The sequence below is a fragment of the Flavobacterium calami genome (assembly GCF_038290035.1).
Taxonomy (GTDB): Bacteria; Bacteroidota; Bacteroidia; order Flavobacteriales; family Flavobacteriaceae; genus Flavobacterium; species Flavobacterium calami.
In genome coordinates this window covers 1-26,901 of record NZ_JBBYHS010000017.1, presented here as the reverse complement: position 1 = coordinate 26,901, position 26,901 = coordinate 1, and the positions used below count along the sequence as shown (strand labels likewise).

16 protein-coding genes are annotated in these 26,901 nt (G+C 35.0%); 10 read left to right on the top strand and 6 right to left on the bottom strand.

Features of this window, described 5'->3' with window-relative positions; all coding sequences use genetic code 11:
• The first annotated feature begins 2 nt into the window (after window positions 1-2).
• Both AAEO57_RS15865 and AAEO57_RS15860 read left to right on the top strand, forming a co-directional pair.
• A complete protein-coding gene (locus AAEO57_RS15865; protein WP_341694009.1) occupies window positions 3-1,088 on the top strand; it encodes an efflux RND transporter periplasmic adaptor subunit in 1,086 nt (361 codons plus the stop codon).
• A gap of 3 nt (window positions 1,089-1,091) precedes the next feature.
• A complete protein-coding gene (locus tag AAEO57_RS15860; protein ID WP_341694008.1) occupies window positions 1,092-4,190 on the top strand; it encodes an efflux RND transporter permease subunit in 3,099 nt (1,032 codons plus the stop codon).
• Between the two features lie 264 nt (window positions 4,191-4,454).
• On the opposite strand, the gene AAEO57_RS15855 is transcribed toward AAEO57_RS15860, so the two are convergent.
• Window positions 4,455-4,838: an ankyrin repeat domain-containing protein gene (locus tag AAEO57_RS15855; RefSeq protein ID WP_341694007.1), complete on the bottom strand. Its 384-nt coding sequence runs from the start codon at window positions 4,836-4,838 to the stop codon at window positions 4,455-4,457.
• Between the two features lie 516 nt (window positions 4,839-5,354).
• Here AAEO57_RS15855 and AAEO57_RS20920 point away from each other — a divergent pair.
• On the top strand, window positions 5,355-5,696 hold the full coding sequence (locus AAEO57_RS20920) for an SRPBCC family protein (protein ID WP_481129031.1): 342 nt from the start codon (window positions 5,355-5,357) through the stop codon (window positions 5,694-5,696).
• 107 nt (window positions 5,697-5,803) lie between these two features.
• On the opposite strand, the gene AAEO57_RS15845 is transcribed toward AAEO57_RS20920, so the two are convergent.
• From AAEO57_RS15845 to AAEO57_RS15830, 4 genes are all read right to left on the bottom strand, one after another.
• Window positions 5,804-6,757: a phosphoribosylaminoimidazolesuccinocarboxamide synthase gene (locus AAEO57_RS15845; RefSeq protein WP_341694005.1), complete on the bottom strand. Its 954-nt coding sequence runs from the start codon at window positions 6,755-6,757 to the stop codon at window positions 5,804-5,806.
• A 124-nt stretch (window positions 6,758-6,881) separates the two neighbouring features.
• Window positions 6,882-9,230: a S9 family peptidase gene (locus tag AAEO57_RS15840; RefSeq protein ID WP_341694004.1), complete on the bottom strand. Its 2,349-nt coding sequence runs from the start codon at window positions 9,228-9,230 to the stop codon at window positions 6,882-6,884.
• A gap of 149 nt (window positions 9,231-9,379) precedes the next feature.
• Entirely contained in the window at window positions 9,380-10,210 is an 831-nt protein-coding gene (locus AAEO57_RS15835; protein ID WP_341694003.1) for a Cof-type HAD-IIB family hydrolase, read from the bottom strand.
• 164 nt (window positions 10,211-10,374) lie between these two features.
• A complete protein-coding gene (locus tag AAEO57_RS15830; protein ID WP_341694002.1) occupies window positions 10,375-14,709 on the bottom strand; it encodes a hybrid sensor histidine kinase/response regulator transcription factor in 4,335 nt (1,444 codons plus the stop codon).
• Between the two features lie 372 nt (window positions 14,710-15,081).
• Between AAEO57_RS15830 and AAEO57_RS15825 the strand changes: the two genes are divergently transcribed.
• Both AAEO57_RS15825 and AAEO57_RS15820 read left to right on the top strand, forming a co-directional pair.
• A complete protein-coding gene (locus tag AAEO57_RS15825) occupies window positions 15,082-17,811 on the top strand; it encodes a pectinesterase family protein (protein ID WP_341694001.1) in 2,730 nt (909 codons plus the stop codon).
• Window positions 17,812-17,905: 94 nt separating this feature from the next.
• The gene (locus AAEO57_RS15820; protein WP_341694000.1) at window positions 17,906-19,867 is read left to right on the top strand and encodes a GDSL-type esterase/lipase family protein; all 1,962 of its coding nucleotides are present in this window, start codon (window positions 17,906-17,908) and stop codon (window positions 19,865-19,867) included.
• A gap of 208 nt (window positions 19,868-20,075) precedes the next feature.
• Here the strand turns inward: AAEO57_RS15820 and AAEO57_RS15815 are convergent, their stop codons facing one another.
• Window positions 20,076-21,026 (bottom strand): PhoH family protein, encoded by a 951-nt coding sequence (locus AAEO57_RS15815; RefSeq protein ID WP_341693999.1) that lies wholly within the window; start codon window positions 21,024-21,026, stop codon window positions 20,076-20,078.
• Window positions 21,027-21,207: 181 nt separating this feature from the next.
• On the opposite strand from AAEO57_RS15815, the gene AAEO57_RS15810 reads away from it, so the two are divergent.
• From AAEO57_RS15810 to AAEO57_RS15790, 5 genes are all read left to right on the top strand, one after another.
• Window positions 21,208-22,035, top strand: coding sequence for an SAM hydrolase/SAM-dependent halogenase family protein (locus tag AAEO57_RS15810; RefSeq protein WP_341694084.1), 828 nt, complete (start codon window positions 21,208-21,210; stop codon window positions 22,033-22,035).
• 202 nt (window positions 22,036-22,237) lie between these two features.
• Window positions 22,238-22,963 (top strand): gliding motility-associated ABC transporter permease subunit GldF, encoded by a 726-nt coding sequence (gene gldF, locus AAEO57_RS15805; RefSeq protein WP_341693998.1) that lies wholly within the window; start codon window positions 22,238-22,240, stop codon window positions 22,961-22,963.
• Entirely contained in the window at window positions 22,963-24,648 is a 1,686-nt protein-coding gene (gldG, locus tag AAEO57_RS15800; RefSeq protein WP_341693997.1) for a gliding motility-associated ABC transporter substrate-binding protein GldG, read from the top strand. The genes gldF and gldG overlap by 1 nt, the downstream gene beginning before the upstream one ends.
• Window positions 24,649-24,751: 103 nt before the next feature.
• Window positions 24,752-25,870, top strand: a complete 1,119-nt coding sequence (gene dnaN, locus AAEO57_RS15795; protein ID WP_341693996.1) for a DNA polymerase III subunit beta — start codon at window positions 24,752-24,754, stop codon at window positions 25,868-25,870.
• Between the two features lie 231 nt (window positions 25,871-26,101).
• Complete coding sequence (locus tag AAEO57_RS15790) at window positions 26,102-26,731, top strand: DsbA family oxidoreductase (protein WP_341693995.1); 630 nt, start codon at window positions 26,102-26,104, stop codon at window positions 26,729-26,731.
• Window positions 26,732-26,901 lie beyond the last annotated feature (170 nt).

The window sequence follows — 26,901 nt, the reverse complement described above, 5'->3', positions numbered from 1 at the left end:
AAATGAAACATAAATTAATTATCGGAATTGCAATTGTGAGTTTATCCATCGCAGGCTGTAAAAAAGAAGTAGAAAATCCGCAGATCAATACCTCTTTTGCTTTAAGCGATAACATGCTAAAATCTACAACAACGGCGGTCGCACAAACACAGCCCGTAACAAACGAATTGAGTTTTTACGGAAAAATCACGGCCGACAACAATAAAATGATTGATGTTTATCCGCTTGTGGGTGGAAACGTAATCAAGGTCAATGTAGAACTTGGTGACTATGTGAAAAAAGGGCAGGTGCTGGCGACTATAAAAAGTACCGATATCGCCGATTTCGAAAAACAATCCCTTGATGCCAAAAGTGATTTGCTGGTTGCCAAAAACAATTTGAAAGTCGCCCAGGAATTATTTGACGGAAAATTAAACTCTGAAAGCGATGTGCTTCAGGCAAAATCTGAAGTGAATAAAGCACAGTCGCAATTAAGCAAAGTTCAGGAAACGTACAAAATCTACAACATTAAAGCAGGTTCTATTTACGAAGTAACAGCACCAATCAGTGGTTTTGTGATTCAAAAAAGCATCAATCAGGATATGCTTTTGCGCTCTGACCGCTCAGAAAATATTTTTGACATAGCCGAAATAAGCGAAGTCTGGGCAATGGCAAACATTAACGAAATCGACATTAATAAAGTAAAATTAGGAATTGATGCAGATGTTACGACTTTAAGTTATCCGGATAAAGTTTTTAAAGGAAAAGTAGATAAAATTTTCAACGTGATTGATCCGGAAACCAAGGCAATGCAGGCGAGAGTTAAACTGCAAAACCCGGGATTTTTACTGAAACCGGATATGAATGCCAACATCAAATTGTATTTTAAGGAAGATAAATCGATGATTGCAATTCCAAGTGATGCTATTGTTTTCGATAAAAGTAAAAACTTCGTCATGATTTTCAAAGACCGAAATAACATCGAAACCAGACAAGTTGAGGTTTACCGAGTGGTTGGAAAAACTACCTACATCTCAAGCGGTTTAAAAGAAAATGAAAAAGTCATTACCAACAATCAGCTATTTATTTACCGTGCTTTAAACGAATAAGACATGAACAAATTCATACGAAATATTATTGCTTTTTCGCTTAAGAACAAAGCATTTACCTTTTTTTGGGTAGGATTACTGGCGGTTGCAGGATTTATTTCTTTCAAAAACATGCCCATTGACGCTTTTCCTGATGTAACGAATACCCAGATTATCATCATTACACAATGGAACGGAAAAAGTGCTGAAGAAGTAGAACGTTTTGTGACTTCTCCTATCGAAATTTCCATGAACTCGGTTCAGAAAAAGACGAGTGTTCGTAGTATTACCATGTTTGGTTTATCGGTCATCAAAATCATTTTTGATGATGGGGTCGATGATACTTTTGCCCGTTTTCAGGTTAATAATTTATTGAAAAACGTTACGCTTCCTGATGATGTCGAACCAGATGTACAGCCGCCTTATGGGCCTACAGGAGAAATTTTCCGGTATATTGTAAAAAGTGACAGCCGTGACAGTCGTGAATTATTAACGTATCAAAATTGGGTAATCGACAAACAGCTTCGTTCTGTTCCCGGTGTGGCCGATTTAAATGTTTTCGGAGGTCAGACCAAAACCTATGAAGTTGGTGTTGATCCCGTTAAATTAGCAAAATACAATATTACGCCGCTTCAGGTTTACAATGCTGTCGATGCAGGAAATTTAAATGTTGGAGGTGATATCATCGAAAAAAACGGACAGGCATTTGTGGTTCGCGGAGTAGGACTTTTAAAATCCCGAAAAGATATTGAAAACATCATTGTGGATCAGGCGGGTGGAAATCCAATTTTGGTTAAAAACGTAGCTTCTGTATACGAAAGTTCAATGCCAAGAGTAGGACAGACGGGTATTGGAAACAATGACGATGCGGTTGAAGGGATTGTGGTAATGCGTAAAGGCGAAAATGCGCAGGAAACTTTGGCTTTAATCAAAGATAAAATCAAGGATTTAAATGAAAATGTACTTCCTAAAGACATTAAAATAGAAACCTTTTACGATCGTGATAATCTGATGAATTTCACGACCGATACGGTAATGCACAATTTATTCGAAGGAATTATTCTGGTTACCTGTGTTGTGTTTCTTTTCATGGCCGACTGGAGGACTACTTTTACAGTTTCGATTGTGATTCCGCTTTCTTTATTGTTTGCTTTTTTATGTCTGAAAATGATGGGAATGAGTGCCAATCTACTAAGTCTTGGTGCGGTCGATTTCGGAATTATTATTGACGGTGCGGTGGTAATGGTCGAAGGGTTGTTTGTAGTTTTAGATCACCGTGCGCATCAATTAGGAATGACGGCTTACAATAAAATTGCAAAAGGAAGCCTGATCAAAAAAACCGGAACAGAAATGGGTAAAGCCATCTTCTTTTCTAAACTAATCATTATTACGGCTTTGCTACCGATATTTTCTTTCCAGAAAGTTGAAGGAAAAATGTTCTCGCCTTTGGCTTTTACGTTAGGTTTTGCCTTAATGGGAGCTTTACTTTTTACTTTGACGCTGGTGCCGGTTTTGTCACATATTCTTTTAAATAAAAATGTAAAGGAAAAAAACAATCCTTTTGTGAATTTTTGGGACAGGATTGTAGGGACAGGTTTTGCCTGGACATTCAAACACAAAGTAAAATCATTAGTTATTTCAATTTCGATTATTGCGGTAACCTTCTTTTCGGCTTCGTTTTTAGGTACCGAATTTTTACCTCAGTTAAACGAAGGTGCTTTGTGGGTAACTGCAGAATTACCAATGAGCACGTCGCTACCTGAAAGTGTACAGACAGCGGCACTCATCAGAAAAGATCTGGAAACTTTTCCGGAAGTTAAAAAAGTGCTTTCGCAAACCGGAAGAAGCAATGACGGAACAGACCCGAACGGTTTTGGATTTATACAGCTTCAGGTAGATTTAAAACCTAAATCAGAATGGACGCGTAAAATCAATATGGACGAACTGATTAACGAAATGGATCAAAAACTAAAAGTACATCAGGGAATTACCTATAATTATTCACAACCGGTTATTGACAACGTAGCCGAATCTGTAGCCGGGTTCAAAGCTTCAAATGCAGTGAAAATTTACGGAGATGATCTGGATAAACTGGATGAATTATCAAATGAGGTTTTAGCGAAAATCAAAAATATTCCGGGTATTAAAGACGTTGGAATTCTGAGAAATGTTGGTCAGCCTGAAATCAGTGTGATTCTCGACAGAGAAAAAATGGCAGCATACGGGGTAACTTTGGGTGATGCTCAGGCTGTTTTAGAATTGGCTTTTGGAGGAAAAACCGCCACTCAAAAATACGAAGACGAAAAGAAATTCGATGTAAGGGTTCGTTTCTCCAAAGAATATAGAAAAGATGAGGAAGATTTGGCAGAGTTAAAAGTGCCAACCATAAGTGGTGCTAAAATTCCGTTGAAAGAAATCTGTGATATCAAAACCGTTACCGGTCCGGCTTTTATTTACAGAGACAATACCAAACGATTTATCGGTGTAAAATTCTCAGTTCGTGATCGCGATTTAGGAAGTACAATTGCCGAGGCACAGGAAAAAGTAGCCGAAGTTAAAATGCCTGCAGGTTATACGACAGGCTGGACAGGCGAATTCGAAAATCAGGTTCGTGCCAGTGCGCGTCTGGCTCAGGTTGTACCGATCAGTTTAATTGGAATTTTTGTGCTGCTGTTCATTCTCTTCGGGAATATAAAAGATTCACTACTCGTTTTGTCTAATGTTCCGTTTGCCATAATCGGAGGAATTATAGCATTGCACTTAACCGGAATGAATTTCGGAATCTCCGCAGGGGTTGGTTTTATTGCCTTACTGGGGATCTGTATTCAAAACGGGGTTATCCTGATATCCGAATTTCATCATAATCTCAAGGCTAAGTTTTCACTCGAAGAATCTATTTTCATGGGCGTAAAAGCCAGAACCAGAGCCGTGGTAATGACAGCTTTGATGGCTTCAATAGGTTTGTTACCGGCAGCAATTTCAACCGGAATTGGGTCTGAGTCACAAAAACCATTAGCCATTGTAATTATCGGAGGACTTATGACAGCTACTGTTTTGACATTATTGGTTTTCCCAATTCTGTTCTGGATATTCAATCGCAAAAAACATGCTCCAATTGAGTAAATAGCAATAGTTGGTTATTTTAATTTGAGAAGAAAAGCATCATTATTTTTTAATGGTGCTTTTTGCATTATTTAAAGATATGGAATAAAAGAATATTAATTTTCAGGAGCTAATCCCGCTGTCCCTTCTATCTTTTATGGCGAACCCCGCCATAAAAGGATGCCAGTCCCATCGGGGCTAAAAAGACACCAAAAATAAAAACGACCTTCTGCTCAGGAAGGTCGTTTCAATTACTAACTCAAACTCTTATAAATTTCAGAGATTTTATTTCAAATCTTTCAAAAGAGCAACTGCTTCTGTTGCATTAGATAATTGTGCATATTTCAAAGCAGTAAATCCTTTTTCGTTTTTAATACCAGGTTTTGCTCCTTGTGCTAATAAAATTTTCATTATTTCCACTTTGTTATAGCGTGCAGCAGTCATTAAAGGTGTCATATCTTCTGATATTTGATTTACATCAGCTCCGTATTCAATAAATTTTAAAACGATTTGAAGATCTCCTTTTAAAATTGCCACATTTAGTGGTGATGCATCATAAGGTGCAGTTATAATTTTTTTGTCTCCATTTAAAGACTTGAAATTTGAAGCTAAAGAAACATTTGTGAAAGCTACTAAAGCTACTCCTAAGTAAACGATTGATTTTTTCATAACGATTGTTGTTTGTTGATTGATTAATGATGATGATTTTTTAATTCTGATGTAAAGATAATCTAATTTTTGTATTATGTATTACAAGGTACTATGTTTTAACTAATTCTTAACATTCATTTAATAAATTCCCTTGAATACTTTTTAAAAATGTTAAATTAATGTTTCCTATATAGACGACGAATAACTCAATATGTTACAGTTTAAATGAAAAAAATATAAAAAATCTTATAAAAAAAATAAAATACTGTAAATCCTAATTTTTCTTTTTTTAACTTTAACTAACAAAAATCTTTACTAACTACTAAATCAAAGTCTATGTTGTTTATTAAAAGAGTTTTAGTTATCCTGATTTTAATTACTTCGGTTGTGTTAATTGCGGCCTATTTTATGCCAAGGGAATACGCAATAACGAGAGAAATAATAATTAATAAACCTGCTGATTCGATTTTTAAATACGTCAGATTTTTAAAAAATCAGAACGAATTTAGCGTTTGGGCCAAAATCGACCCGAAAATGAAAATAACTTATAAAGGTGTTGACGGAAATGCTGGAGCTATTTCGTCATGGGATAGTGATGTAAGGGATGTTGGTGCCGGAGAGCAGGAAATAACAAAAATTACTGAAGGAAAACGCCTGGATTTTGCATTGCGTTTTAAGAAACCAATGGAAGATACTGCTGTTGGTTTTATGACCACAGAAACGATTTCCGGAAATCAGACCAAAGTAAAATGGGGAATTAGTGGTGTTATGCCGTATCCAATGAATATGATGCTTCCTGTTATGAAGATGGACCAGATTATTGGTGACGATTTACAAAAAGGTCTGGAAAATTTAAAGACAAAAATGGAAAATTAGAGTTGCTGTTATAAGTCAAAAATAAATGCCCTGTTGTTACTTTTTTATAACTGCAGGGCATTTTATATTAAATGTGTGCTTAAATAGTTATTTTTAAATCCAATAAACTATTTAGCAGCAAGATATTCTAATACGTTTTTCTCGATACGTTTTTCAATATTCTCAATATCAGCTTTAATGAATTTCTCTCCTAAGATATTCTCATATAATTCAATATATCTTTCAGAAACCGATTCGATATAAGCATCAGTCATTTCAGGAATCTGCTGTCCTTCTTTTCCCTGGAAACCATTTTCAATTAACCAGCGACGCACAAACTCTTTTGATAATTGTTTTTGTTCTTCGCCTTTGTCTTGTCTTTCCTGATAACCATCAGCATAAAAATAACGGGAAGAATCAGGAGTGTGGATTTCGTCAATTAAAACGATTACACCATCTTTTGTTTTTCCGAATTCGTATTTCGTGTCAACCAAAATCAAACCTCGTTCAGCAGCGATTTCAGTTCCTCGTTGAAACAAATCACGGGTAAATTTCTCTAAAACAATATAGTCTTCTTCAGTAACAATTCTTTTTGCAAGAATGTCTTCACGGGAAATATCTTCATCATGTGAACCATTATCTGCTTTTGTAGTTGGCGTAATAATTGGTTCAGGAAATTTATCATTTTCTTTTAAACCTTCAGCCATAGTAACTCCGCAGATTTGTCTTCTTCCGGCAGCATATTCACGGGCAGCATGTCCTGAAAGATAGCCGCGAATCACCATTTCTACTTTAAAAGGATCACATAAATGTCCAACAGCAACGTTTGGATCCGGAGTTGCAATCAGCCAGTTTGGAACGATATCTTCTGTCAGTTCCATGAATTTTGTTGCAATTTGATTTAGGATTTGTCCTTTGTATGGAATCCCTTTTGGCAACACCACATCAAAAGCCGAAAGTCTGTCGGTTGCTACCATTACTAATAGTTCGTCATTGATGTTGTAAACTTCCCTAACTTTTCCTCGGTAAACTGATTTCTGATCCGGAAAATTAAAATTTGTGGTTGTGATTGTATTGCTCATTGTCCTTTAGTTGTGTTTTTTATGAATGCAAATTTAAACTATTTAAAAGAGCAAACAAGAAAGTATTCAGTTTTCAGTCTCAGTTTTCAGTTTTAGTACTGAGACTGAAAACTGAGACTGAAAACTATTTCTTAAGAAGTGTCGAATCGAATAGATTCAAGATTCGGCTGTATTCGTCAATCCAGGAATAGGTTTCTTTAAAACCATGTGATTCAACCGGGAAAGAAGCCAGACTCCAATTCTTTTTCTCTAATTCAATAAAACGCTGTGACAAACGCACAATGTCCTTATATTCAACATTATCATCTACCATTCCGTGCAGCATTATCAAATTGCCTTTTAGATTTCCAGCATAATAAATGGGAGAACTTTTTTTGTAAGCTTCAGGATCTGTTTCAGGGAAGTTTAAAATGTTTCCTGTGTACCCATGATTGTAATGTGCCCAGTCGGTAACAGATCGCAATGCCGCTCCTGATGCGAATTCGCCTGGTGTTGTCAACATTCCCATCAGAGTAATAAAACCACCATACGAACCGCCATAAATACCCACTCTGTTAGCATCAATGCCATATTTTTCAACCAATATTTTTTTACCGTCTAAATGATCAGAAAGATCTTTCCCACCCATAAAACGATAAATTCCGGTTCTAAAGTCACGTCCGTAACCGTCGCTTCCTCTGTAATCAATATCCAAAACAGTATATCCCAAATCGGTCAACAGATTATGAAACATATATTCACGATGATAACTGCTCCAGAAATTATGTGCATTTTGAAGATAGCCTGCTCCATGTACGAAAATTATTGCTGCTTTATTTTTAGTTTCTTCAGAAGGGGTATATAATCTTGCATTTACCGGAGTTCCATCCTGGGCTTTAAATGTAATTACTTCTGGTTCTTTCCATTTGTATTTTTTAAAATCTTCAGATACAGAATAAGAAATTTGTTCTAATGTTGTGTTCTTTTTATTTTCGGCTACATAAAAATCCCAGGGAATATTTTTATACGAATAGCGAACTAAAAGTGTTTTTTCGTCTGGTGAAACTACTACTTCATGCGCACCTTCTTTCGTTAAAACGGGTTGTAAAACACCATCTGCAACAGCTAATTTATAGAAGTTTCTGTTTCCCGGATGCGTTGTATTTGTACTCAAATAGAATACTTTCTTGTCCTTCGACAAAGTAACCTCCCGAACTTCCCAGTTTCCTTTGGTTAATTGTGCCTTTTTTTTGGTCTTTACATTATAAGTATACAAATGAGAATATCCTGTAGCTTCAGACTGAAAATAAATAGTTTCATTATCTGATAAGAAACCTAAATTCCCTGAAGCAAATGAATACGATGGAATTCCGGGACCGCCAATCCAGGCTTCGTCGTGCTGATGTTCAATTTCTTCAAAAGTTCCTTTGTCAAGATTTAAATTTACCAGCCATCTGTCTTTATTGTCCTGGCTTCTTATTTCAACAATTGCCAATGAGCCGTTTTCATTATAAACAGGAGTCTGCGCTACAATCAGTTTATCTTCTTTGGCTTTGTTTTTCAGGTTGTCATATTGTTCATAATATTTAGGAGTATCCTGAATATGGCTTAACGTTGAAAAATTTACATAATAAACCGAATCTTTTGCGACAGAATAAATTCCGAATTTGGTTTTTACAAAATTATCAACCGAGACTTTTTCTTTAGTATCCTGACTCTGATTATATCCATCACCCGTAATAAAAACCTCCATTTTTTCTTTTTTGGCTTCAGTATTTTCTATTAGCATAAAAGTGGAAAAATTTCCGTTTGGATTCACTTTTAAGTTATAAAAATCATCTTTCCCGTAAAAATATTCTTTGGAAAAATCAGATTTTACAGCTTTCGTTTTGGCAAGATTCCATTGTTTCTTAGCTTCTTTGTCTCTTATAAACTGAAACAGCTCTTTTTGCTGCGTATTCAAAAAAGTATCTTTTTCCGGTTTTGTTTCCTTTTTAGATCCTTTAGTAAAATTGGTGATCTGTAAAACCGTTCCTTCTTTCGTATTATATTTAAAAAGATTATTGTTTTGCTCAAAAAATAAAATTCCGGACTGGCTTCCTAATTCTAAATTGCTTAATGGAACTGATTGCTGAATCAGTTTTTTTACTGTTTTTGAATGAATGGAATAGGAATACAAACTTCCTTTGTCTAAATAATAAACAATATCTGATCCCGGCTTTGTTTTAAAATCAAGTTGAGAAAATGCAGCTTCTTTTGGCGCAACAACTTCCGGTTTAAGCATTCCTTTTTGCCAGAAATAAGTGCTGGTTCCTAATTCGTCTTTTGGATTCCATTCAAAATAAACTTTCTTTCCGTCCAGAGACCAGCGTCCGTTTGTGGGTTGATTTCCAACAAAAGATTCGCCTTTCATTATTTCTTCTAACTTCAGTTTTTGGCAATTTCCAATAAATGCAAAAAATGAAAAAGTAAGGATAAAAATGTTTTTTGTCATTGTAATACTTTTTGAGAAAACAAAAGTACATTATGAAATATTAAAAATGATTTTTTTGTAAAATTCTTTATAGAAACCCTGTTTAATAAAAAAAATCCCTGAATAAGTATTTCAGGGATTCTGTATTTTGATAAAAATATATTTTTAGATTAAACTTCTACAGATTTCTTGTCTAAAATTTTAGAAGCAATATACTTTGCTACGCCATCTTCGGCATTGGTTTTTATGACTTCTAAATCTGGCAGGGTTTCTTTCAATAGAGCAGGAGCATTTCCCATAATCAAACCTTTTCCTGATGCAGACAACATCTGAACATCGTTGAAACCATCACCAAATGCAACTGCTTCAGACAATGTAAAACCTTCTTTTTCCAAAACCTGTTCAATTGCTACCGCCTTATCTACAGATTTATCCATAAACTCAAGGCAAGTCGGTAAGCTGAATGCATGATGGAGATTTTCTGATGAATTGGCCAAAACAGCGTCTTTTAGTTTTACTAATTTTTCATGATTATCACAGGAGAAGAAAATTTTGATGGCGCCAAAATCTTCTAAAGTTTTATAATCAACCAATTCAGGACGGTACTTTAATTCGGCCTGAAAAGCATTTAATCTTTCATTGACCCTATTGGTCTGCCAAACATTTTCTTTGAACAAAACAACGGTGATTTCAGGATCGATTTCTACGTTTAAAGCTGCTTTTACAACATCGCTGTCTAAATTAAAGGCAAAAAGTTCTTCTTTCTCAGGAGAATGGATTCTCGCTCCGTTTGAACTCACTAAATAAACAGGAACATCAAGTGTTTCGATAATAGCCATTGCATCAAGATGATGACGACCTGTGGCAACAACGATAAGATAATTTTGATTGTGAAGTTCCTGAAAAATAGATTTGGTGTAATCTGAAATTCTGTGTTGAGGGTTGAGTAAGGTTCCATCAAGGTCGCTTACTACAACTTTTATATTTTTAAGCTTTGTCATATTAATAATCAAATATTTATGAAATGCAAAATTAAGGTTTTAAGCCCGTAAGACCAAAGTTTGAAACGTCCGATAGATCGAAATAAAGCAAGTTTATTATTTATTTAACTATTTGTTTTCAAACCTTCACTTTATTTTTTAATGTAAAATATTCGCTTGACGTACTATTTTTGCTTTAAATAATCTGAAGGTGATATTTTGTAATACTCCTTAAAACAGGTGCTAAAATAGCCTGCACCGTTAAATCCGACTTTGTAGGCGATATTTGCGATATCGGTTTCTCCCGCATCAAGATATTGTTTGGCTCTTTTTAGGCGCATCTCGCTGACAAATTCGACAGGTGTTAAGTTTGTGAGGCTTTTAAATTTTCTGTTGAAAGTGACTCTTGACATATTCAATGCATTTGCAATCACATCAATGTTGAATTTTGGATTTGTCATGCTATCTTCTACTATTGCGATAATGTCTTTTAAGAACTGTTCGTCTTTGGTTGTAATGATGATTTCACCTGGCTCTAATTCAATTGTTTTTACATTAGATTGTAATTGTTCAAAAATTTTCTTTCTGGATTTAATCAAATTTTGAATAGATGCAGTCAGAAAATCAGTATCAAAAGGCTTAGTAATATAATAATCTGCTCCATAGTGTAGTCCTTCTATTTTGCTTTCCACAGATGATTTTGCAGTTAATAAAATAACCGGAATATGACTGGTTTCTGTTGTGTTTTTAAGGGCATCGAGTAATTCAATACCATCCATTTCAGGCATCATAATATCACTTAAAACTAAATCGGGAAGTTTATTCGAAGCAATTAAAAAACCTTCTTTTCCATTTTCGGCTTCCAGTATTTGATAAAAACGCTGCAATTGACTCTTTAAAAATGATCTTAATTCATAATTGTCTTCTACAATAAGAACTACCGGTAAGTGCTCATTTAAATTATTTTGTAAAGCCTGATTTTTGCTCTTTTGTTTACTTTCTGTGAAATGTTTCTTTAATGTATGTTCAGATAAGTTTTTCTTATAACTGTTGTTTTGGAAGATTTCCTGATTTAAATCAATTGCTATAGAAACGGTCAGACCTCCATTTTCATTATTAAAGGCATAAATGATCCCCTGATGTAATTGCACATATTCTCTGCAAAGAGCAAGACCAATTCCGGTTCCTACGTTTTTATTTTTGTCTGAATCTGTTTCGTAGTAAAGTTTAAAAATATCTTTCAGCTTGTTTTCATCAACACCAGAGCCCTGATCTGAAACATTGATTTTTAAAACAGTATCATTTTCCAATTTCAGTTCAACTGTAATAATACTGTCATTCGGAGAGAATTTGATTGCATTTGACAGTAAATTATAAATGACAATATCTATTTTTTCCCTATCCAGATTTACAAGAAGAACTTCAGTGTTGCATTCCGTTTTAATTTTTATGTTTTTCTCGTAAGCCGCCTGAGAAAACAATGCGTTTATTTCATTCACAAAAGAAACTATTTCAATGGGTTCAATATGAAGCTGTTCATTGCCACTCTGCACTTTTCTAAAATCCAGCAGCTGATTCACAAATCTTACGAGCCTGTTCGTGTTTTTTCTTACGGTCTCTATATATTCACTTTCCAGGGGAGTTAACTTTTCACTTTTGGCAATTTCATTTATTGGATTAACGATTAAGGTAAGGGGAGTTCTTAATTCGTGGGAAATATTAGTAAAAAAACTCAATTTAAGCTCGGTCATTTTTTGTTCTACCACAATTTCGTTTCGCAGACGAATCATTGAAAAGGATATTCTTCGGGCAATTTCGAGCGCTGTCAGAATAAGGACAGCATATAAAAAATAAGCAAAATTGGTTTTCCAGAAAGGAGGAGCAATCGTAAAAGCTAAACTCTTCTGAGGAGTAACCGTATACAATTCTGTATTTGTGCATTTTACTTCAAACTGATAATCTCCCGGTGGTAAATTGGTAAAAGTTGCCTTTTTTTGGTTTTTTACCTCGTGCCATGTATCATCAAGACCTTTCAGCCGATAAGCATATAATTGTTTGTTGTTTGATTTATAATCTAATACCGCATAATAGATGCTAATAGTGTTTTCAGTATGGCTTAACTGAATATTGTTGGTATAATTGATATCACTTTCTAAAGGATATTCTGCCGATTTTACAGTTGAGTTTTTATTGTTGATTTCAAAACCGGTAAAAACCATTTTTGTGCTGGTTTTTTGGTTTTCTGTTTTTTTTGGATCGAAAGTTAAATAACCGTTCCTGCTTCCGAAAACCAGATTGCCATTTAGTAGTTTGATGCCAGCTGATTCAGAAAAACCGGTTTTAACCAAACCATCGTAAGAATCATAATTTCTAAAAATATACTGCTGTAAATTGAATTTTGAAATCCCATTTTCTGTTGCCAGCCATAGGTTTTTCTGGTCATCTTCTGCCATGCTCAGAATAAAATCACTTGGTAAGCCGTCGTCTTTTGTAAAGTTTTTAAATTTTAAACCATCTCCTTTTTCAATAACCTGACTGAGTCCGCCGCCAGCTGTGGAAATCCACATTTTATCAGCCGAGTCTTTGAAGATAAACAACACATCATTACTGCCAAGACTGAATTTGTCTGAAGGCATTTTTTCATATCTGGAAAATTTTAGTTTTGTGGGATTATAATCCTCAGGATTAAATGTCACTAATCCGTTTGTTGTGGCAGCCCAGATCTGGCCTTTATACCCCTGAGCCAAATATCTGATTTTATTGGATTCAATTGTGGGGTAGTTTTTAAAATGATGTATAAAATTAAATTTACCATTTTTTTCCTCCAGTAAATTGATTCCGTTGTCATAAGTACCTATCCAGATTTTTCCTTTTTTGTCTTCTAAAACAGAATAGATTTCATTGCTGCTAATGCTTAAAGGGTTTTTTTTATCAGCTTTAAACTGCTTTAAGACGTATTGTGAATTTTGTAAATTGACAGGAGTGGCTTTATACAAACCGTTTCCTTTTGTTCCTAACCATACATTTCCTTTGGAATCTCCTGTAATGGCATATACAAGACCAATTTCATTTGGGTTATAATTAGTAAAAGGGTTTGTTAATTCCTGATTTCCTTTATATATTTTTAATTTTCCTGCTTTTGATGACAGCCATAAACGATTGTTTTTATCTGAAAAGACAGCCCTGATTTCATTTTCGGTTTTGATTTTACTGTGAACTAAAAGTTGCTGCTGAAAAGTATTTTTCTGGAAAATGATTTTATTAATTCCTCTGTCGGTGGTACTCATCCAGAGAATTCCAACAGGATCAAAATACATAGTAGTAACGATATTTGAAAACTTCTGATTTTCATCTTCAGGATTATTAAAGAAGTAATCCAGACGATTCGTTTTTTCGTTATAATATCCAAAACCACCACCTTTTAATTTTACCCATACCCTGTTGAAATTGTCTTCAAAAATTTCAAAACTGTATTTTAGCTTCAAAAAAGAAGCATTTGTCTGTTGAGAAAAAAAGGCAACTTTACGTTCTTTTGGCTTTACCATAAAAACACCATGTTTGTCTGGTTCAATCCATAATGAGCCTTTTTTATCCTGATAAATTCGATGTAGTGGCGATTCAGAAACTTTAAGCGTTGATTCTGTTTTTAAAGTTCCGGTATTAAACGTAATCAATTCTCCTTCGGCAGTGGCAATCAATAATAAATTCTCGTTTTTGGACTTTATTATAGCGTTAATTGCTTTGTTTGAGACAACTGTTTTATTATATTTTTTATGAATTTTACTGTAATAGATTAAAACACCTCGATCAGTTCCAAACCAGGCATTATTGCCTTGTACAAAACAGCATTTTATAGCATTGTTTTTTAAAATAGTATTGCTTTTGTAGCCTTTTTTAGAATTTGATATATAGTCTAATCCTTTTTCCGAACCTACCCAGATAGAATGATCAGTATCTTTAAAAATAAAATTTAGGTTGTTGGAAGACAAAGAGTTGTTTCTTGAATTTTCTTGAAAATGAGTAAGCTTAATTTGATTAGTAGCTTTTTTTTGGGCTAAAAAAATTCCGCTGCCAATAGTAGTCAGCCATACATTACCATTCTTGTCAGTAATAATATTATCGAATTCAATTTTGCTGGTTCCTAAGATAGCAGCAATAGAAAGAAAAGATTCGGTTTTTTTGTCGAATCTGTAAATTTGATTATCATAAACTCTAAGCCAGATATATCCAAAAGCATCTTCCTTAATTATATCGATTCGGTTACTGCTCAGGCTGCTGTTGTCTCCGGCAATTGCTTTGTAAGTAACAAAATTTTTACCGTCAAATCGGTTGATACCGTTCCATGTGGCAAACCACATAAAACCTTCCTTATCTTTTATAATGTCTCTTATAACATCATGAGACAGACCATCTTCAGTGGCGTAATTTTCTATTTTACATTTTACTTGTGCGACTGCTTTGCTTAAGAAAACGAGAGATAGAAATCCAATTAAAAATTTAACCGGTAAAAGGTTTTTCATTCGTAATTCTGGGTTTAGTTTGGTGTAGTAAAGTTTAGTTTGTACTTAAAAGAAACTATTGTATTGATCAGTGTTTTTCAGTTAATTACCGCATAAAAATAACTTTAAAAATAAAAATTGGCAATCAGAACCCCAGTAAACACTGCTAATGATAAAAAAGTGGAAGTAAATGACCAAAATTTGAAACTCATTATTCTTTTATTAAAATAGTTTTGAAGCAAGATATTGATTAATTAAAAATTGGCATTAAAAATACAGTATTGATTTTTTATTCTATAAAAAAATAAAAATTTTATTCGTGTTTGTTGATGCTTTTTTGAATGATTAATAACTCTCAGCTTTACAACAACCAATCACTAACTATCTAATTTTATGAAAAAACTCGACTTTTTTGTCCTTCTGTTTATAGGACTTTTATTTTTTAATACAGGTGCAGCACAAAGTTTTAGCCCGGATATCGTGGTAGATATCAATGGATCAGGAAATTTTACCTCGATACAAGCCGCAATTGATGCAGCACCTGCCGGAACACCCACCATTATTTATGTAAAAAGAGGTTTGTACGACAAAGAAAAATTATTAGTTCCTGCTAATAAAACCAATTTAACATTAATTGGGGAGAGCCGTACAGAAACAATTATCTCTTATGATATTTACAATTGTAACGACGGTGGTGATGGTCTGTGTCCGGATGCTAAAGTGGCACTTTGGGCTTCCAATACAAATTTAGTGGCAACTGCAGCCACACTTACCATCATGGCAAATGATTTCAGGGCAGAAAATATAACTATTCGAAATACAGCCGGACCAGTAGGACAGGCACAGGCACTGACGCTTCGTGCAGACCGAAATGTGTTTGTGAATTGTGATATAGCTGCTTATCAGGATACTATTTATTTCTGGACTGCCGAAACTTCACGCGCTTATTTTAAATCCTGTATGATTTTAGGCCGTACCGATTACATATACGGTCGTGGAGTTGGTGTTTTTAACGAATGTGAAATCAGAAGTTACGGCGGGGCATGGATAACTGCACCTTCAAGTGAAGAATCGCAGACTTACGGTTTTGTATTTTATAAATGTAATTTAACATATCAGCCGAACAGTCCGAGGTTAGGTGATGATGGTGTGAAAATTAAATTCGGACGTCCATGGCATCAATATCCAAAAGTAGCATGGCTTTATTGTACCATGCCTGCAGAAATAGATCCGTTAGGCTGGGGAGATAAATGGAATATGGCTTATGCTGATACAGATCCAAGACTTAAGTTATACGAATGGATGAATACTGGTCCGGGAGCTGATATGAGCGGAAGAGCAAACTGGGTAGGTATTCGATCTTTGGCAGATCAGACAGAAGCCAATTTATATGAGCCAAAAATTGTATTGGCAGGTACTGATAATTGGGATCCTACAGCGATAGCTCCAACAGTAACCGTATACAATTGGGATGGAGGTGCTGCAAATACCGGATGGCTGGAAGCAGACAACTGGAACCCTAATGCTGTACCGGTTGCATCAGAAGCGGCAAATGTTGATGGAATTTTTACAATAAATGCTAATGGCGGAAATTTTGCAGCCGATTTGAATTTATTGAATGGTGCTACTATTGATGTTTCTTCCAATAGTTCAACAACTTTACTTACACTTAATCAGGCATCAATTTCTAGTGCGGCTAGTGCTTCTTTGGGTGGAAACATCAAAACTAAAGGGGCAGTAACAATCAATAGTTCTGCTAATCTGAATCTGACTGCTGTAATCAGTGGTGTGCACCAGATAACAAAAACAGGTACAGGAATAGTGCAATTTAATAGTAATAATTCAGGATATACAGGAAATTTAGTTATTGAAGCGGGTGAGCTTCAGGCTGAAATTGCTAATTCATTAGGGAAATCACCAAAAATAACCGTAAAAACGAATGGAAAACTTACTGTTGATTTGAGTACAGCAGTGGATGTGAAAACAGCACTTTACACAGAAGGAACAGCGTCTGTTGTTCTTAATCAGGATATCACAATTAATGAATGGTATATTGATGGTGTTTTACAGCCCATTGGTATTTATACAGCTGCTACAAATGCATCTACAATTAGCGGAACAGGTAAAATAATTATCGGAAGACCAAGTGAATTTGGTTTCTTAGGCGGACTTTGGGATGATGTTACTAAATATTCTCCGGCCTTGTTGCCAAAAGCAGGCGAAAAAGTAATTGTAAACAGTGGAATTACAATTGAAACAACGCTTACACAATTTGAAGGTGATATGTATGTAAAAACAGGCGGAACAATCCGTTTGAGACAAATAAAAGATTCCAAATGTTTAGGCCCTGTTAGAATGGCTCAGGGATCTACCATTACCTATGCAACAAGTGGTACGGGTTTCTATTTGAACGCTCCAATTGTTTTAGAAGGAGATGTTTCTCTAACCATGAGTAGTAATAATGTAGCAGGAAACACAATGGATTTACCGGGAACATTTTCGGGAAGCAATAAAGTGATTGTTCGAAACATCAGGGATTTTGCAAGTACAGCAACGGTAAAATTAGGAGGAGATAACAGCAATTTTACAGGAATATGGGATTTGACTCTTGCTGCTGCAAATGCCGGAGGTTCAGCTGCAATCAACGGAACAGTTGAAAATGCTTTTGGTAAAGGTACAATCAGTCTGGCTTTCAATAACAAAGCTGTTTTCAATCATGCAAAATGTGCCGGAGACGAATTAAATATGAATATAACCGGTTCTTCTGCATCAGCGGTATTAAACGTGGCAGTTGCAGTTAAGAAATTTACTTTAAACGGAACACAGCTGGCAGATGGAACATACAATGCTGCTACACACCCGGGACTGTTTACGGGTACGGGATCAATTACTGTAAATTCTGCCAGCCTGGGTTTAGATGAAAATGTTTTTCTGGAGTATGATATGTTGAAAGTAAACGGTGTACTTGAAAATCTTGATGTTTATAATCTTGCAGGGCAACGTGTTTATCATACAAAAGCTGCTGCAACAGAAATAAACGTAAATAATCTAAAAACGGGAATCTACATTGTTCGTTATAAAATCAACGGAAAACAAGGAGCTACAAAAGTTTATAAAAAGTAAAGCAAGATTATAAATTTTTATTTCATATAAATAAATACCACAAGGGTATATACTTTCTCATATACCTAATACTTACATAAAATAAAATCCAAAAATGAAATCAATATTGTCAAAATTATTTGTTGTTGCCTTAGCTTTTTGCAGCATCACTTCAGTAAATGCACAAATTACGCTTCACACCATTGGTGACTCTACAATGGCGAACTATGACGAAAGCACTTCTGATATAAGAGGCTGGGGAATGATGTTTCAGCAGTTTTTTAATTCAGGAGTTACAGTTAATAATCGTGCAAAAAATGGTGCCAGCAGTAAAAGTTTTTATATGGAAGCTCCGTATTGGACAACCGTAAAGCAACAAATAAAAGCAGGGGATTATGTGATTATTCAGTTTGCTCATAATGACGAGAAAAACGGAGGACTCGACGGCGGCACTGATCCTGCAAATCCAATTAACGGAACAGACTACAGAGGTACAAATCCGCAAACAACTTATAAAGATTATCTCAGAAAGTATATTGATGAAACCCGTGCTTTAAATGCGACCCCTATTCTGGCCACTTCTATGTGTAGGAAATATTTTAGTGGGGGTATGATTACACGTAAAGGGCTTCATGATTTAGGTCCTGATTTCAGTCTTCCGGCAACCGATCACACTTATGATTATGCTTATGCGATGAAAGAAGTTGCGACAGAAAAAGGAGTACAGCTTATTGATTTAACTACCTTGACCAAAACCTTAGTTGAATCTTATGGTGATGCTGCAAGTACAGCTCAGCTCTACGTTTCAGCAGATTCTACGCATCCAACAGCATTGTTAGGAACATTAACCGCCAGATTGTGCGCGCAGGAAATGGTAAAACAAAATATTTTAGCTTCCTACATCAATACATTAACAGATGTTTTAATTAATCCGACCAATTGTGATTTTGGAGATGCCTACACTGGTCAGACACTTACAAAAGAAGTGACAATCACAGGTTTTGATCTCCAGCCTGCTGCAGGAAGTTTTTCTCTTTCTGTAGATAATGGTTTTTTGATTGCAGCAAACAAAACCGACACTTTTAATTCTTCAATTACTATGAATTACACAGGTAGCAATCTTGCTTTTACAAAGTTTTATATTTCGGCAACACAGTCGGTTGGAGGAAATAAGACAGGGACACTGACTGTAACTAATGGAAGTGTGACAAAAACAGTTCCTTTAACAGCTAATTTTATTACATTGACCGGCGGTACAGAAGTTAATCTTATTTGGGCATTAACTACAAATGATTCTTACGTTTTACAAGGTCCGGCGATTCCTCTAGATCAGTCGCATACAGGTATGTCCGTTCAGTCGTATGCAGCACCTGCTAACTCGGGGACTTCTAGTACAATGTGGCCTGTTGGCAGCGGTTATGATACGACAAGAAAAACTCAAAGAAACGAACCTACAGGAGGGGGCTGGCCTGCCGGAGAAATTGATGAAGTATCAACACGTTATACACAGTACGGAGTTTCTCCTGCTGCGGGAACAGAATTAAATGTTGATTTAATAAGTTTATATGTTGGAGCTGCCGGAGGAAGTGGTATGAGATGCCGTATTTCGTATTCTACTGATGATTTTGTAACTACATCTGCTGTGGGAGAGCTGACGAGTATGGCTTCAAACACAATGTATGCGGTTTCAAAAATTCCGGTGCTTAAAATTCCTTATGGAAAAACCTTAAAAGTCCGTGTTTATCCATGGTATAATACTGCTTCAGGTACCAGCGGAAAAAGAATTTGCCTTTCGGATGTCAGAATTCATGGGGTAGCTCTTCCTGCAGCTAACCTTGGGAATGATGATTTTTTAAAAAGCCAATTAAAATGGACAGTAAAAGATGGTTTTATTAAGATAGAAAATGCTCCTGAAAATAGTAAAATCAGAATCTATGATTTAACAGGAAAACAAGTTGTTAAATTAACAAACATAAGCAATGATTCAGGTATAGAATTACCAAAAACCAAAGGAGTTTATATTGGGAAAGTTGAATCTGAAAAAGGGGTAAAAACAATTAAGTTTTTAGTTCCATAAATTTTAATCAGATATACAGTTCATAATACAATTGATGTTTAATTGAAGCCATTAGAATTTTAGATTTTAATGGCTTTTTGGTCTGGATAAGTGAAGTGAGCTTATAAAAAAATATTCGTTTTGCGCTTTTCCTTAAAAAAAGCTACAAAACGAATATTAATAAATGTCAAAACACATTTTACGATTTACATTTGACATTTTATAAAAATTAATCGTGATTTTCGATTTGTTTATAAGCATCAATAACTTTTTTAACCAATCTGTGACGAACGATGTCTTTATCATCCAGATAAATAATTCCGATGCCATCAATGTCTTTCAGTACCAAAAGAGCCTCTTTCAGCCCGGAAATTGTACGACGAGGCAAATCGACCTGACCTGGGTCACCTGTAATCATAAATTTGGCGTTTTTTCCCATACGGGTCAAAAACATCTTCATTTGCGAGTGTGTAGTGTTTTGTGCTTCATCAAGGATTACAAAGGCATTGTCTAAAGTTCGTCCGCGCATGAAGGCCAAAGGCGCAATCTGAATAATTCCTTTCAGGATATAGTCTTCCAGTTTTTCATTCGGAATCATATCTCTTAAGGCATCATAAAGCGGTTGCATATAAGGATCTAGCTTTTCTTTCATATCTCCGGGCAGGAATCCCAGATTTTCTCCTGCTTCAACCGCCGGACGAGTCAATATAATCCTTTTTACTTCTTTGTCTTTAAGTGCTTTTACGGCCATTGCGACACCTGTATACGTTTTCCCTGTACCTGCAGGGCCAACAGCAAAAACCATATCATTCTTTTTAATGGTATCAACCAACAGCTGCTGGTTTGGGGTCATTGCTTTTACGATTTTACCACCAACTCCGTGAACTAATATTTTGTCATGGTCATAAGCTTTTTTTTCGTCCTGACCATCACTCATTATTACGCGTTCAATTACATTATCGTCAATGTTGTTATATCGGGTAAAATGAAGCATAAGCCTCTGAAATCTCTTTTCGAATTCATCTAAAACTTCTTTTTCGCCAAAAGCTTTCAAAGTAGTCCCTCGTGCTACGATTTTAAGCTTCGGGTAGTACTTTTTAATTATTTCTAAATGGCTGTCCTGAGCGCCCCAAAATTCTTTAGGGGCGATGTCTATTAGCTCTATTATTCGTTCGTTCAAATGAGGTAGTTTTAAATTAAAAATAAATTTGTTTGTAAATCTATAGTTGTCGGGTATGTTTATATCTTTAAGTGCAAATTGTATTTCTTTCTTTCAATTTGCATTAAGTATTATTAGATTTGCATTTCTCAAATTTAATGAAATTTAGGTTTAAAAGCTACCAATAGTTATAAACAAAATGATGTCAATAATTACCCTTACTACTGATTACGGCCTAAAAGATCACTTTGTGGGTTCACTGAAGGGGAAAATAATTTCGGAAATTCCGGAAGCAAAAATTATTGATATTTCACACGATGTAGATCCATTTAATACTGCCGAGGCAAGTTATATTATTGGAGCATCCTATTTAAGTTTTCCTAAAGGAACTGTACACTTGATAGGAGTTGATATAGAGCGTAATAAAGAGAACCAGCATATAGCGATGCAATGGAACGACCATTATTTTATTTGTGCTGATAACGGAATCCTGAGTATGCTCACGCAGAAAATTGTACCGCAGAAAATCGTAGCTATTAATATTCATGACCGTTTTCCTGCTGAATATTCTGATCTGGATGTGTTTATTCAGGTTGCATGCCATATTGCAAAAGGAGGTTTACTAAATGTCATTGGAAAAGAAATTGCTGAAATTAAAGAAGCAACAGAATTGCAGGCTGTGGTTACTGATGACGGTAATTCACTAAAAGGATATGTAATTTATATTGACCATTTTGGAAACGTCGTAACTAATATTTCTAAAAAACAGTTTTTAGAAGTGGCAAAAGGGCGACCGTATGAAATTGTCATGAAACCCAAAAGTATCAAAACTATTTTGCCTAATTATTCAGCTATCGCAACTTCTGATAAATATCCGATTAAAACGTATGAAGGCGAAAAACTGGCTATTTTTAACGAAGCTGGTTTTCTTGAAATTGCTATTTTTAGAAGTAATCCTTCAAAAGTAGGTTCTGCAAATAGTTTGTTGGGGCTAAACTATCGTGATGTGATTACAATTAAGTTTTCTTAAAACCAGATTTAAGGATCAGTTTTAAATAAAATAGAATTTGGATCTTTACACCATGAAAAAGTAAAGCAAATCATTACTGAATTTTTAATTTTTTTCTAAAAAGACAATCAATTTTGGTACTTTTGCGCGCTTGTAATGCTTTTGGGTAATAGTACCAAAGTAAGTAAAACAAATCAACGATTAAACGAATAAACGTTTTTACATGAAATCAATCATTTTACGGGAAATAAAATCCTTTTTTGGGTCTCCTGTTGGCTATTTGGTCATTGCGATTTTCTTAATTTCCAATGGGCTTTTTTTATGGGTTTTTGAAGGGGATTATAACATTCTGAATACAGGTTATGCCGATTTAACTCCGTTTTTTACATTGGCACCATGGATTCTGATTTTTCTGATTCCGGCAGTAACAATGAGAAGTTTCTCTGATGAAAAAAAACAAGGAACATTAGAATTACTTTTAACGAAGCCTTTGTCTATTTGGGAAATCGTAAACGGAAAGTTCTTCGGAGCTTTATTTCTAATTATTCTCGCCATTATACCAACCTTAATCTATGTAAAAGTGATTTCGGATCTGGGTTTGCCGGAAGGGAATATTGATATGGGGAGCACAATTGGCTCTTATTTCGGATTGTTGTTTCTGATAGCAGCTTATTCAGCTATAGGAATTTTTACTTCGACACTTTCAGAAAATCAAATCGTAGCTTTTATTATTTCGGTTTTTTTATGCTTTTTCTTTTATTTCGGTTTTGAAAGCATTGCTTCTCTGATTCCTGGGTTTTCAGGTTTTGTTTCAGTTTTGGGTATGCAGGATCATTTTAAAAGTATGAGCAGAGGAGTAATTGACACCCGTGATGTAATTTACTTTTTGAGTATTACAGTTTTGTTTTTGTCTTTTACAGTTTATCAATTAAAATCTTTTAAAGCCTAATGAAAGCATCTGCTCAAATAAATATCAAAACGTTGTGGGCGACTATTTTGGTTTTGGTTGTCCTGAATGTATTGGGAACCTTCTTTTTTTACCGTTTCGATTTAACCAAAGACAAACGTTATACTTTATCCGAAACTTCTCTTCAAATATTAAGACAAGTCAAAAACCCGTTGTCTGTTAAGATTTATATGGAGGGCGACTTGCCAGCTGATTTCAGACGTTTGCAGCAGGAGACAAAACAATTGCTGGAAGAATTTCAGGCTTATAATTCTAATATTGTTTTCGAATTTGTGAATCCTATGGAAAACAAAGACGAAAGCATGGATTTGATGAAATCATTATATCAAAAAGGGCTTACGCCAATAAATATTACGGTTGATGATAAAGGGAAGCAATCACAGGAAATGGTTTTTCCATGGGCGATTGCAGTTTACAATAATAAAGAGGTTAATATTCCTTTGCTGAAAAACAGAATGGGAGCATCAACTACTCAAAAAGTAATTGGTTCTATTCAGCATTTAGAGTATTCAATTGCAGACGCTGTAAATAAAATTACCAAAGACAAGCAAAAGAAAGTTGCAATTATAAAAGGTAACGGTGAAATAAAAGAGAAGTATATTGCAAAAATGCTGTTGCAAATACGTGAAAATTATTTTATAGGGCCTTTTACATTGGATTCGGTAGCAAATGATCCAAACGGAACTTTGAATGCGCTTAAAAAATACGATTTAGCCATCATTTCGAAACCGACAGAAACTTTTACTGATGAAGAAAAGGAGGTTTTGGATCAGTTTATCATGAATGGTGGTAAAACCTTATGGATGATTGATCAGGTTGCAGCTGATATGGATAGTTTGTACAATCAGGCAGGAGCGACTTTAGCTTATCCAAGAGATTTGAACCTTAATGATATGTTTTTTAAATATGGTGTCAGAATTAACCCCGATTTGGTAAAGGATGAGCAGGGAAGTCCATTAAAACTGGCAACAGGAGAGCAGGGAAGTGCAACACAATATCAGGATTTTGTCTGGAAGTTTGCTCCGCTTGTTTCGCCTGAAAGCAAGCATCCTATTGTGAAAAATCTTGGAGGAGTGAAATTTGATTTTGCAAGTCCTATTGATACTCTGAAAAACGGAATTAAAAAAACGGTTTTATTGCAGTCGTCTCCTTATTCAAAGAAAGTAGGAACGCCGGCTGAAGTTAACTTGGAAATTGTTTCAGAGCAGACGTCTCCAAAGGATTATCTTAATAAAGGAAATTTGCCTCTGGCTGTTTTGTTACAGGGTTCTTTCCATTCAGCATTTGAAAATAGGGTATTACCTTTTAAAGACAATTCTTTCGTATCGCAAGGAAAGCCAAACAAAATGATTGTTGTGGCTGATGGAGATATAGCCAGAAACCAATTGGATAAAAACATGATGCCTGTGGAATTGGGATACGATCAGCGTTCAGGGAATTTGTATGACAACAAGGATTTTATAATGAATTGTATCAATTATCTGCTGGACGATACAGGACTTATTAACATTAGGAGTAAGGATTTGGATTTGCCATTATTGGATAAAGAGAAAGTTTACGAAAACTATACGAAGTCACAATTCATAACTGTCGGACTTCCAATCTTGATTTTATTGATTTTCGGACTTGTATTTACCTATATCCGAAAAAGAAAATACAGCAAGTAGATGTTAATAAAAAAATTGCAAAACTAAGATTGTTTACGATATATTTGTAATCCGCTTATTTAGGGTAAATTACTAAATAGGCACAAAAATTAAAAAAAGAGAGATGAAATTTATAGTATCGAGTTCGTACTTATTAAAACAATTACAGGTTTTAGGTAGTGTAATTAATAGCAACAACACGTTGCCTATTTTAGATAACTTCTTATTTGAACTAAATAATAATGAGTTGACAGTTTCGGCTTCGGATCTTGAAACAACAATGTCTGCTACATTATCAATCGATTCTACAAGTAAAGGGAGTGTGGCGGTGCCGGCAAAATTATTACTTGAAATTTTGAAAACTTTTCCGGAGCAGCCTCTGGCTTTTACTGTGGAGGATAATAATACTGTCGAAATCAGTTCGAATTCTGGTAAATATGCTGTGGCATACGCAGCCGGAGAAGAGTTTCCAAAAGCAGTTAATCTGGAAGATCCTTCTGTAACTTTGGTGCCTGCTGATGTTTTGGCAACTGCTGTAAGTAAAACCATTTTTGCAGCCGGAAATGATGATTTGCGTCCGGTTATGTCGGGTGTTTTCTTTCAGTTTTCACCAGAAGGATTAACGTTTGTTGCGACAGATGCTCATAAATTAGTAAAATATGCCCGCACGGATGTTAAGTCTTCTCAGGTAGCTGATTTTATCATGCCAAAGAAGCCGTTAAATATTTTGAAAAGTATTTTAAGCACTTCTGATGCTGAGGTGAAAATTGAATATAATGATTCAAATGCAACTTTTTCATTTGATAACTATATTTTAATGTGTCGTTTGATTGACGGGAAATACCCGAATTATGAAGCAGTAATTCCGAAAGAAAATCCAAACAAATTAATGATTGATCGTTCTTTGTTTTTAAGTTCTGTTCGTCGTGTTGCAATTTTCTCAAACAAAACAACACACCAAATCCGTTTGAAAATCGCAGGAGCCGAATTGAACGTTTCCGCTGAAGATATCGATTACTCGAATAAAGCAGAGGAAAGATTAACTTGCGATTATCAGGGAGATGATATGCAGATTGGTTTCAATTCACGTTTTTTAACAGAAATGCTTACTAATCTACAATCAGACATAATCATGTTAGAGATGTCATTGCCTAATAGGGCAGGAATCCTTACGCCAGTTGATGGTTTAGAAGAAGGAGAAACAGTTACAATGCTGGTAATGCCTGTAATGTTAAATAGTTAACATCAAAACTTCTTTTTGTTACAGGGATTTTTTTTAGTTTCAAATTAAAGGCATAACATTGTAAAAAAAAAGTATCGCTATTAACCAACCATTTTTTATACCTGAAAACCGCAATTCTTAAACAGAGTTGCGGTTTTTTATTTTGATCTATGTTCGATAGACTTGCAAAAAAGTCCGTAATTTGTAATAAGTAAAAATATGAGGTCTTGAAATAAATAAACATAGAAAAAAATGAAAATAGAAATTTGGTCGGATATTATGTGTCCGTTTTGTTATATCGGAAAAAGATTGCTGGAGTCGGCTTTGGATGAATTTCCAAATGATAGATTTGAAATCGAATGGAAAAGTTTTCAGCTTGATCCATCGATAACTTCGCAACCTGGAAAAGATATTTATACTTTTTTGGCAGAACACAAAGGTATTACACTAGGACAGTCCAAAGAAATGCATAAAGGAGTTGCTGAAAGAGCAAAAAGTGTTGGTTTGGATTATAATTTTGATAAAACTATTATTTCAAATTCGTTGACAGCTCATAGAATAATTCAATTGGCTAAATCAAAAGGTTTGGGAGATGAAATGGAAGAAATTTTCTTTAGAGCGTATTTTACTGAGGGAAGAGATTTAGGTAGCGATTCAACTTTGATAGAACTAGGTGCTCAATGTGGGTTGGAAGTTAATGAAGTTCAGGATGTGGTTAAAAATGAAACTTTATATTTAAGTAAAGTAGCGGCAGATATTGACGAGGCTCAGAAAATAGGAGTACAGGGTGTCCCATTTTTTGTTTTTGATAGAAAATATGCTGTTTCAGGAGCGCAACCTGTGGAAGCTTTTGTGCAAACAATTAATGAGGTCAAAAAATAGTTTTTATAACAACGTAAAACTATGGAGGCTGTCCGAAAAGGGCAGCCTTTTTTATGCAGCAAATTTTAGGGATTGATTTTGCGTTGGTTGTTTTATGAAAAAATATTCTGTTGCGGTTTTAAAAAGGTAAATTTCGACTTCTACAACTCTATTTCGAACTCGCATAGAAA

What these genes read in the sequence shown, in the direction of transcription:
- gldF (WP_341693998.1), top strand. Translation starts at nt 22,238, where the DNA reads ATGAAATCAATCATTTTACGGGAAATAAAATCCTTTTTTGGGTCTCCT.
- AAEO57_RS15820 (WP_341694000.1), top strand. Translation starts at nt 17,906, where the DNA reads ATGAAATCAATATTGTCAAAATTATTTGTTGTTGCCTTAGCTTTTTGC.
- AAEO57_RS15845 (WP_341694005.1), bottom strand. Translation starts at nt 6,757, where the DNA reads ATGAGCAATACAATCACAACCACAAATTTTAATTTTCCGGATCAGAAA.
- dnaN (WP_341693996.1), top strand. Translation starts at nt 24,752, where the DNA reads ATGAAATTTATAGTATCGAGTTCGTACTTATTAAAACAATTACAGGTT.
- AAEO57_RS15865 (WP_341694009.1), top strand. Translation starts at nt 3, where the DNA reads ATGAAACATAAATTAATTATCGGAATTGCAATTGTGAGTTTATCCATC.
- AAEO57_RS15825 (WP_341694001.1), top strand. Translation starts at nt 15,082, where the DNA reads ATGAAAAAACTCGACTTTTTTGTCCTTCTGTTTATAGGACTTTTATTT.
- AAEO57_RS20920 (WP_481129031.1), top strand. Translation starts at nt 5,355, where the DNA reads ATGAAAATAACTTATAAAGGTGTTGACGGAAATGCTGGAGCTATTTCG.
- AAEO57_RS15830 (WP_341694002.1), bottom strand. Translation starts at nt 14,709, where the DNA reads ATGAAAAACCTTTTACCGGTTAAATTTTTAATTGGATTTCTATCTCTC.
- AAEO57_RS15860 (WP_341694008.1), top strand. Translation starts at nt 1,092, where the DNA reads ATGAACAAATTCATACGAAATATTATTGCTTTTTCGCTTAAGAACAAA.
- AAEO57_RS15840 (WP_341694004.1), bottom strand. Translation starts at nt 9,230, where the DNA reads ATGACAAAAAACATTTTTATCCTTACTTTTTCATTTTTTGCATTTATT.
- AAEO57_RS15835 (WP_341694003.1), bottom strand. Translation starts at nt 10,210, where the DNA reads ATGACAAAGCTTAAAAATATAAAAGTTGTAGTAAGCGACCTTGATGGA.
- gldG (WP_341693997.1), top strand. Translation starts at nt 22,963, where the DNA reads ATGAAAGCATCTGCTCAAATAAATATCAAAACGTTGTGGGCGACTATT.
- AAEO57_RS15810 (WP_341694084.1), top strand. Translation starts at nt 21,208, where the DNA reads ATGTCAATAATTACCCTTACTACTGATTACGGCCTAAAAGATCACTTT.
- AAEO57_RS15790 (WP_341693995.1), top strand. Translation starts at nt 26,102, where the DNA reads ATGAAAATAGAAATTTGGTCGGATATTATGTGTCCGTTTTGTTATATC.
- AAEO57_RS15855 (WP_341694007.1), bottom strand. Translation starts at nt 4,838, where the DNA reads ATGAAAAAATCAATCGTTTACTTAGGAGTAGCTTTAGTAGCTTTCACA.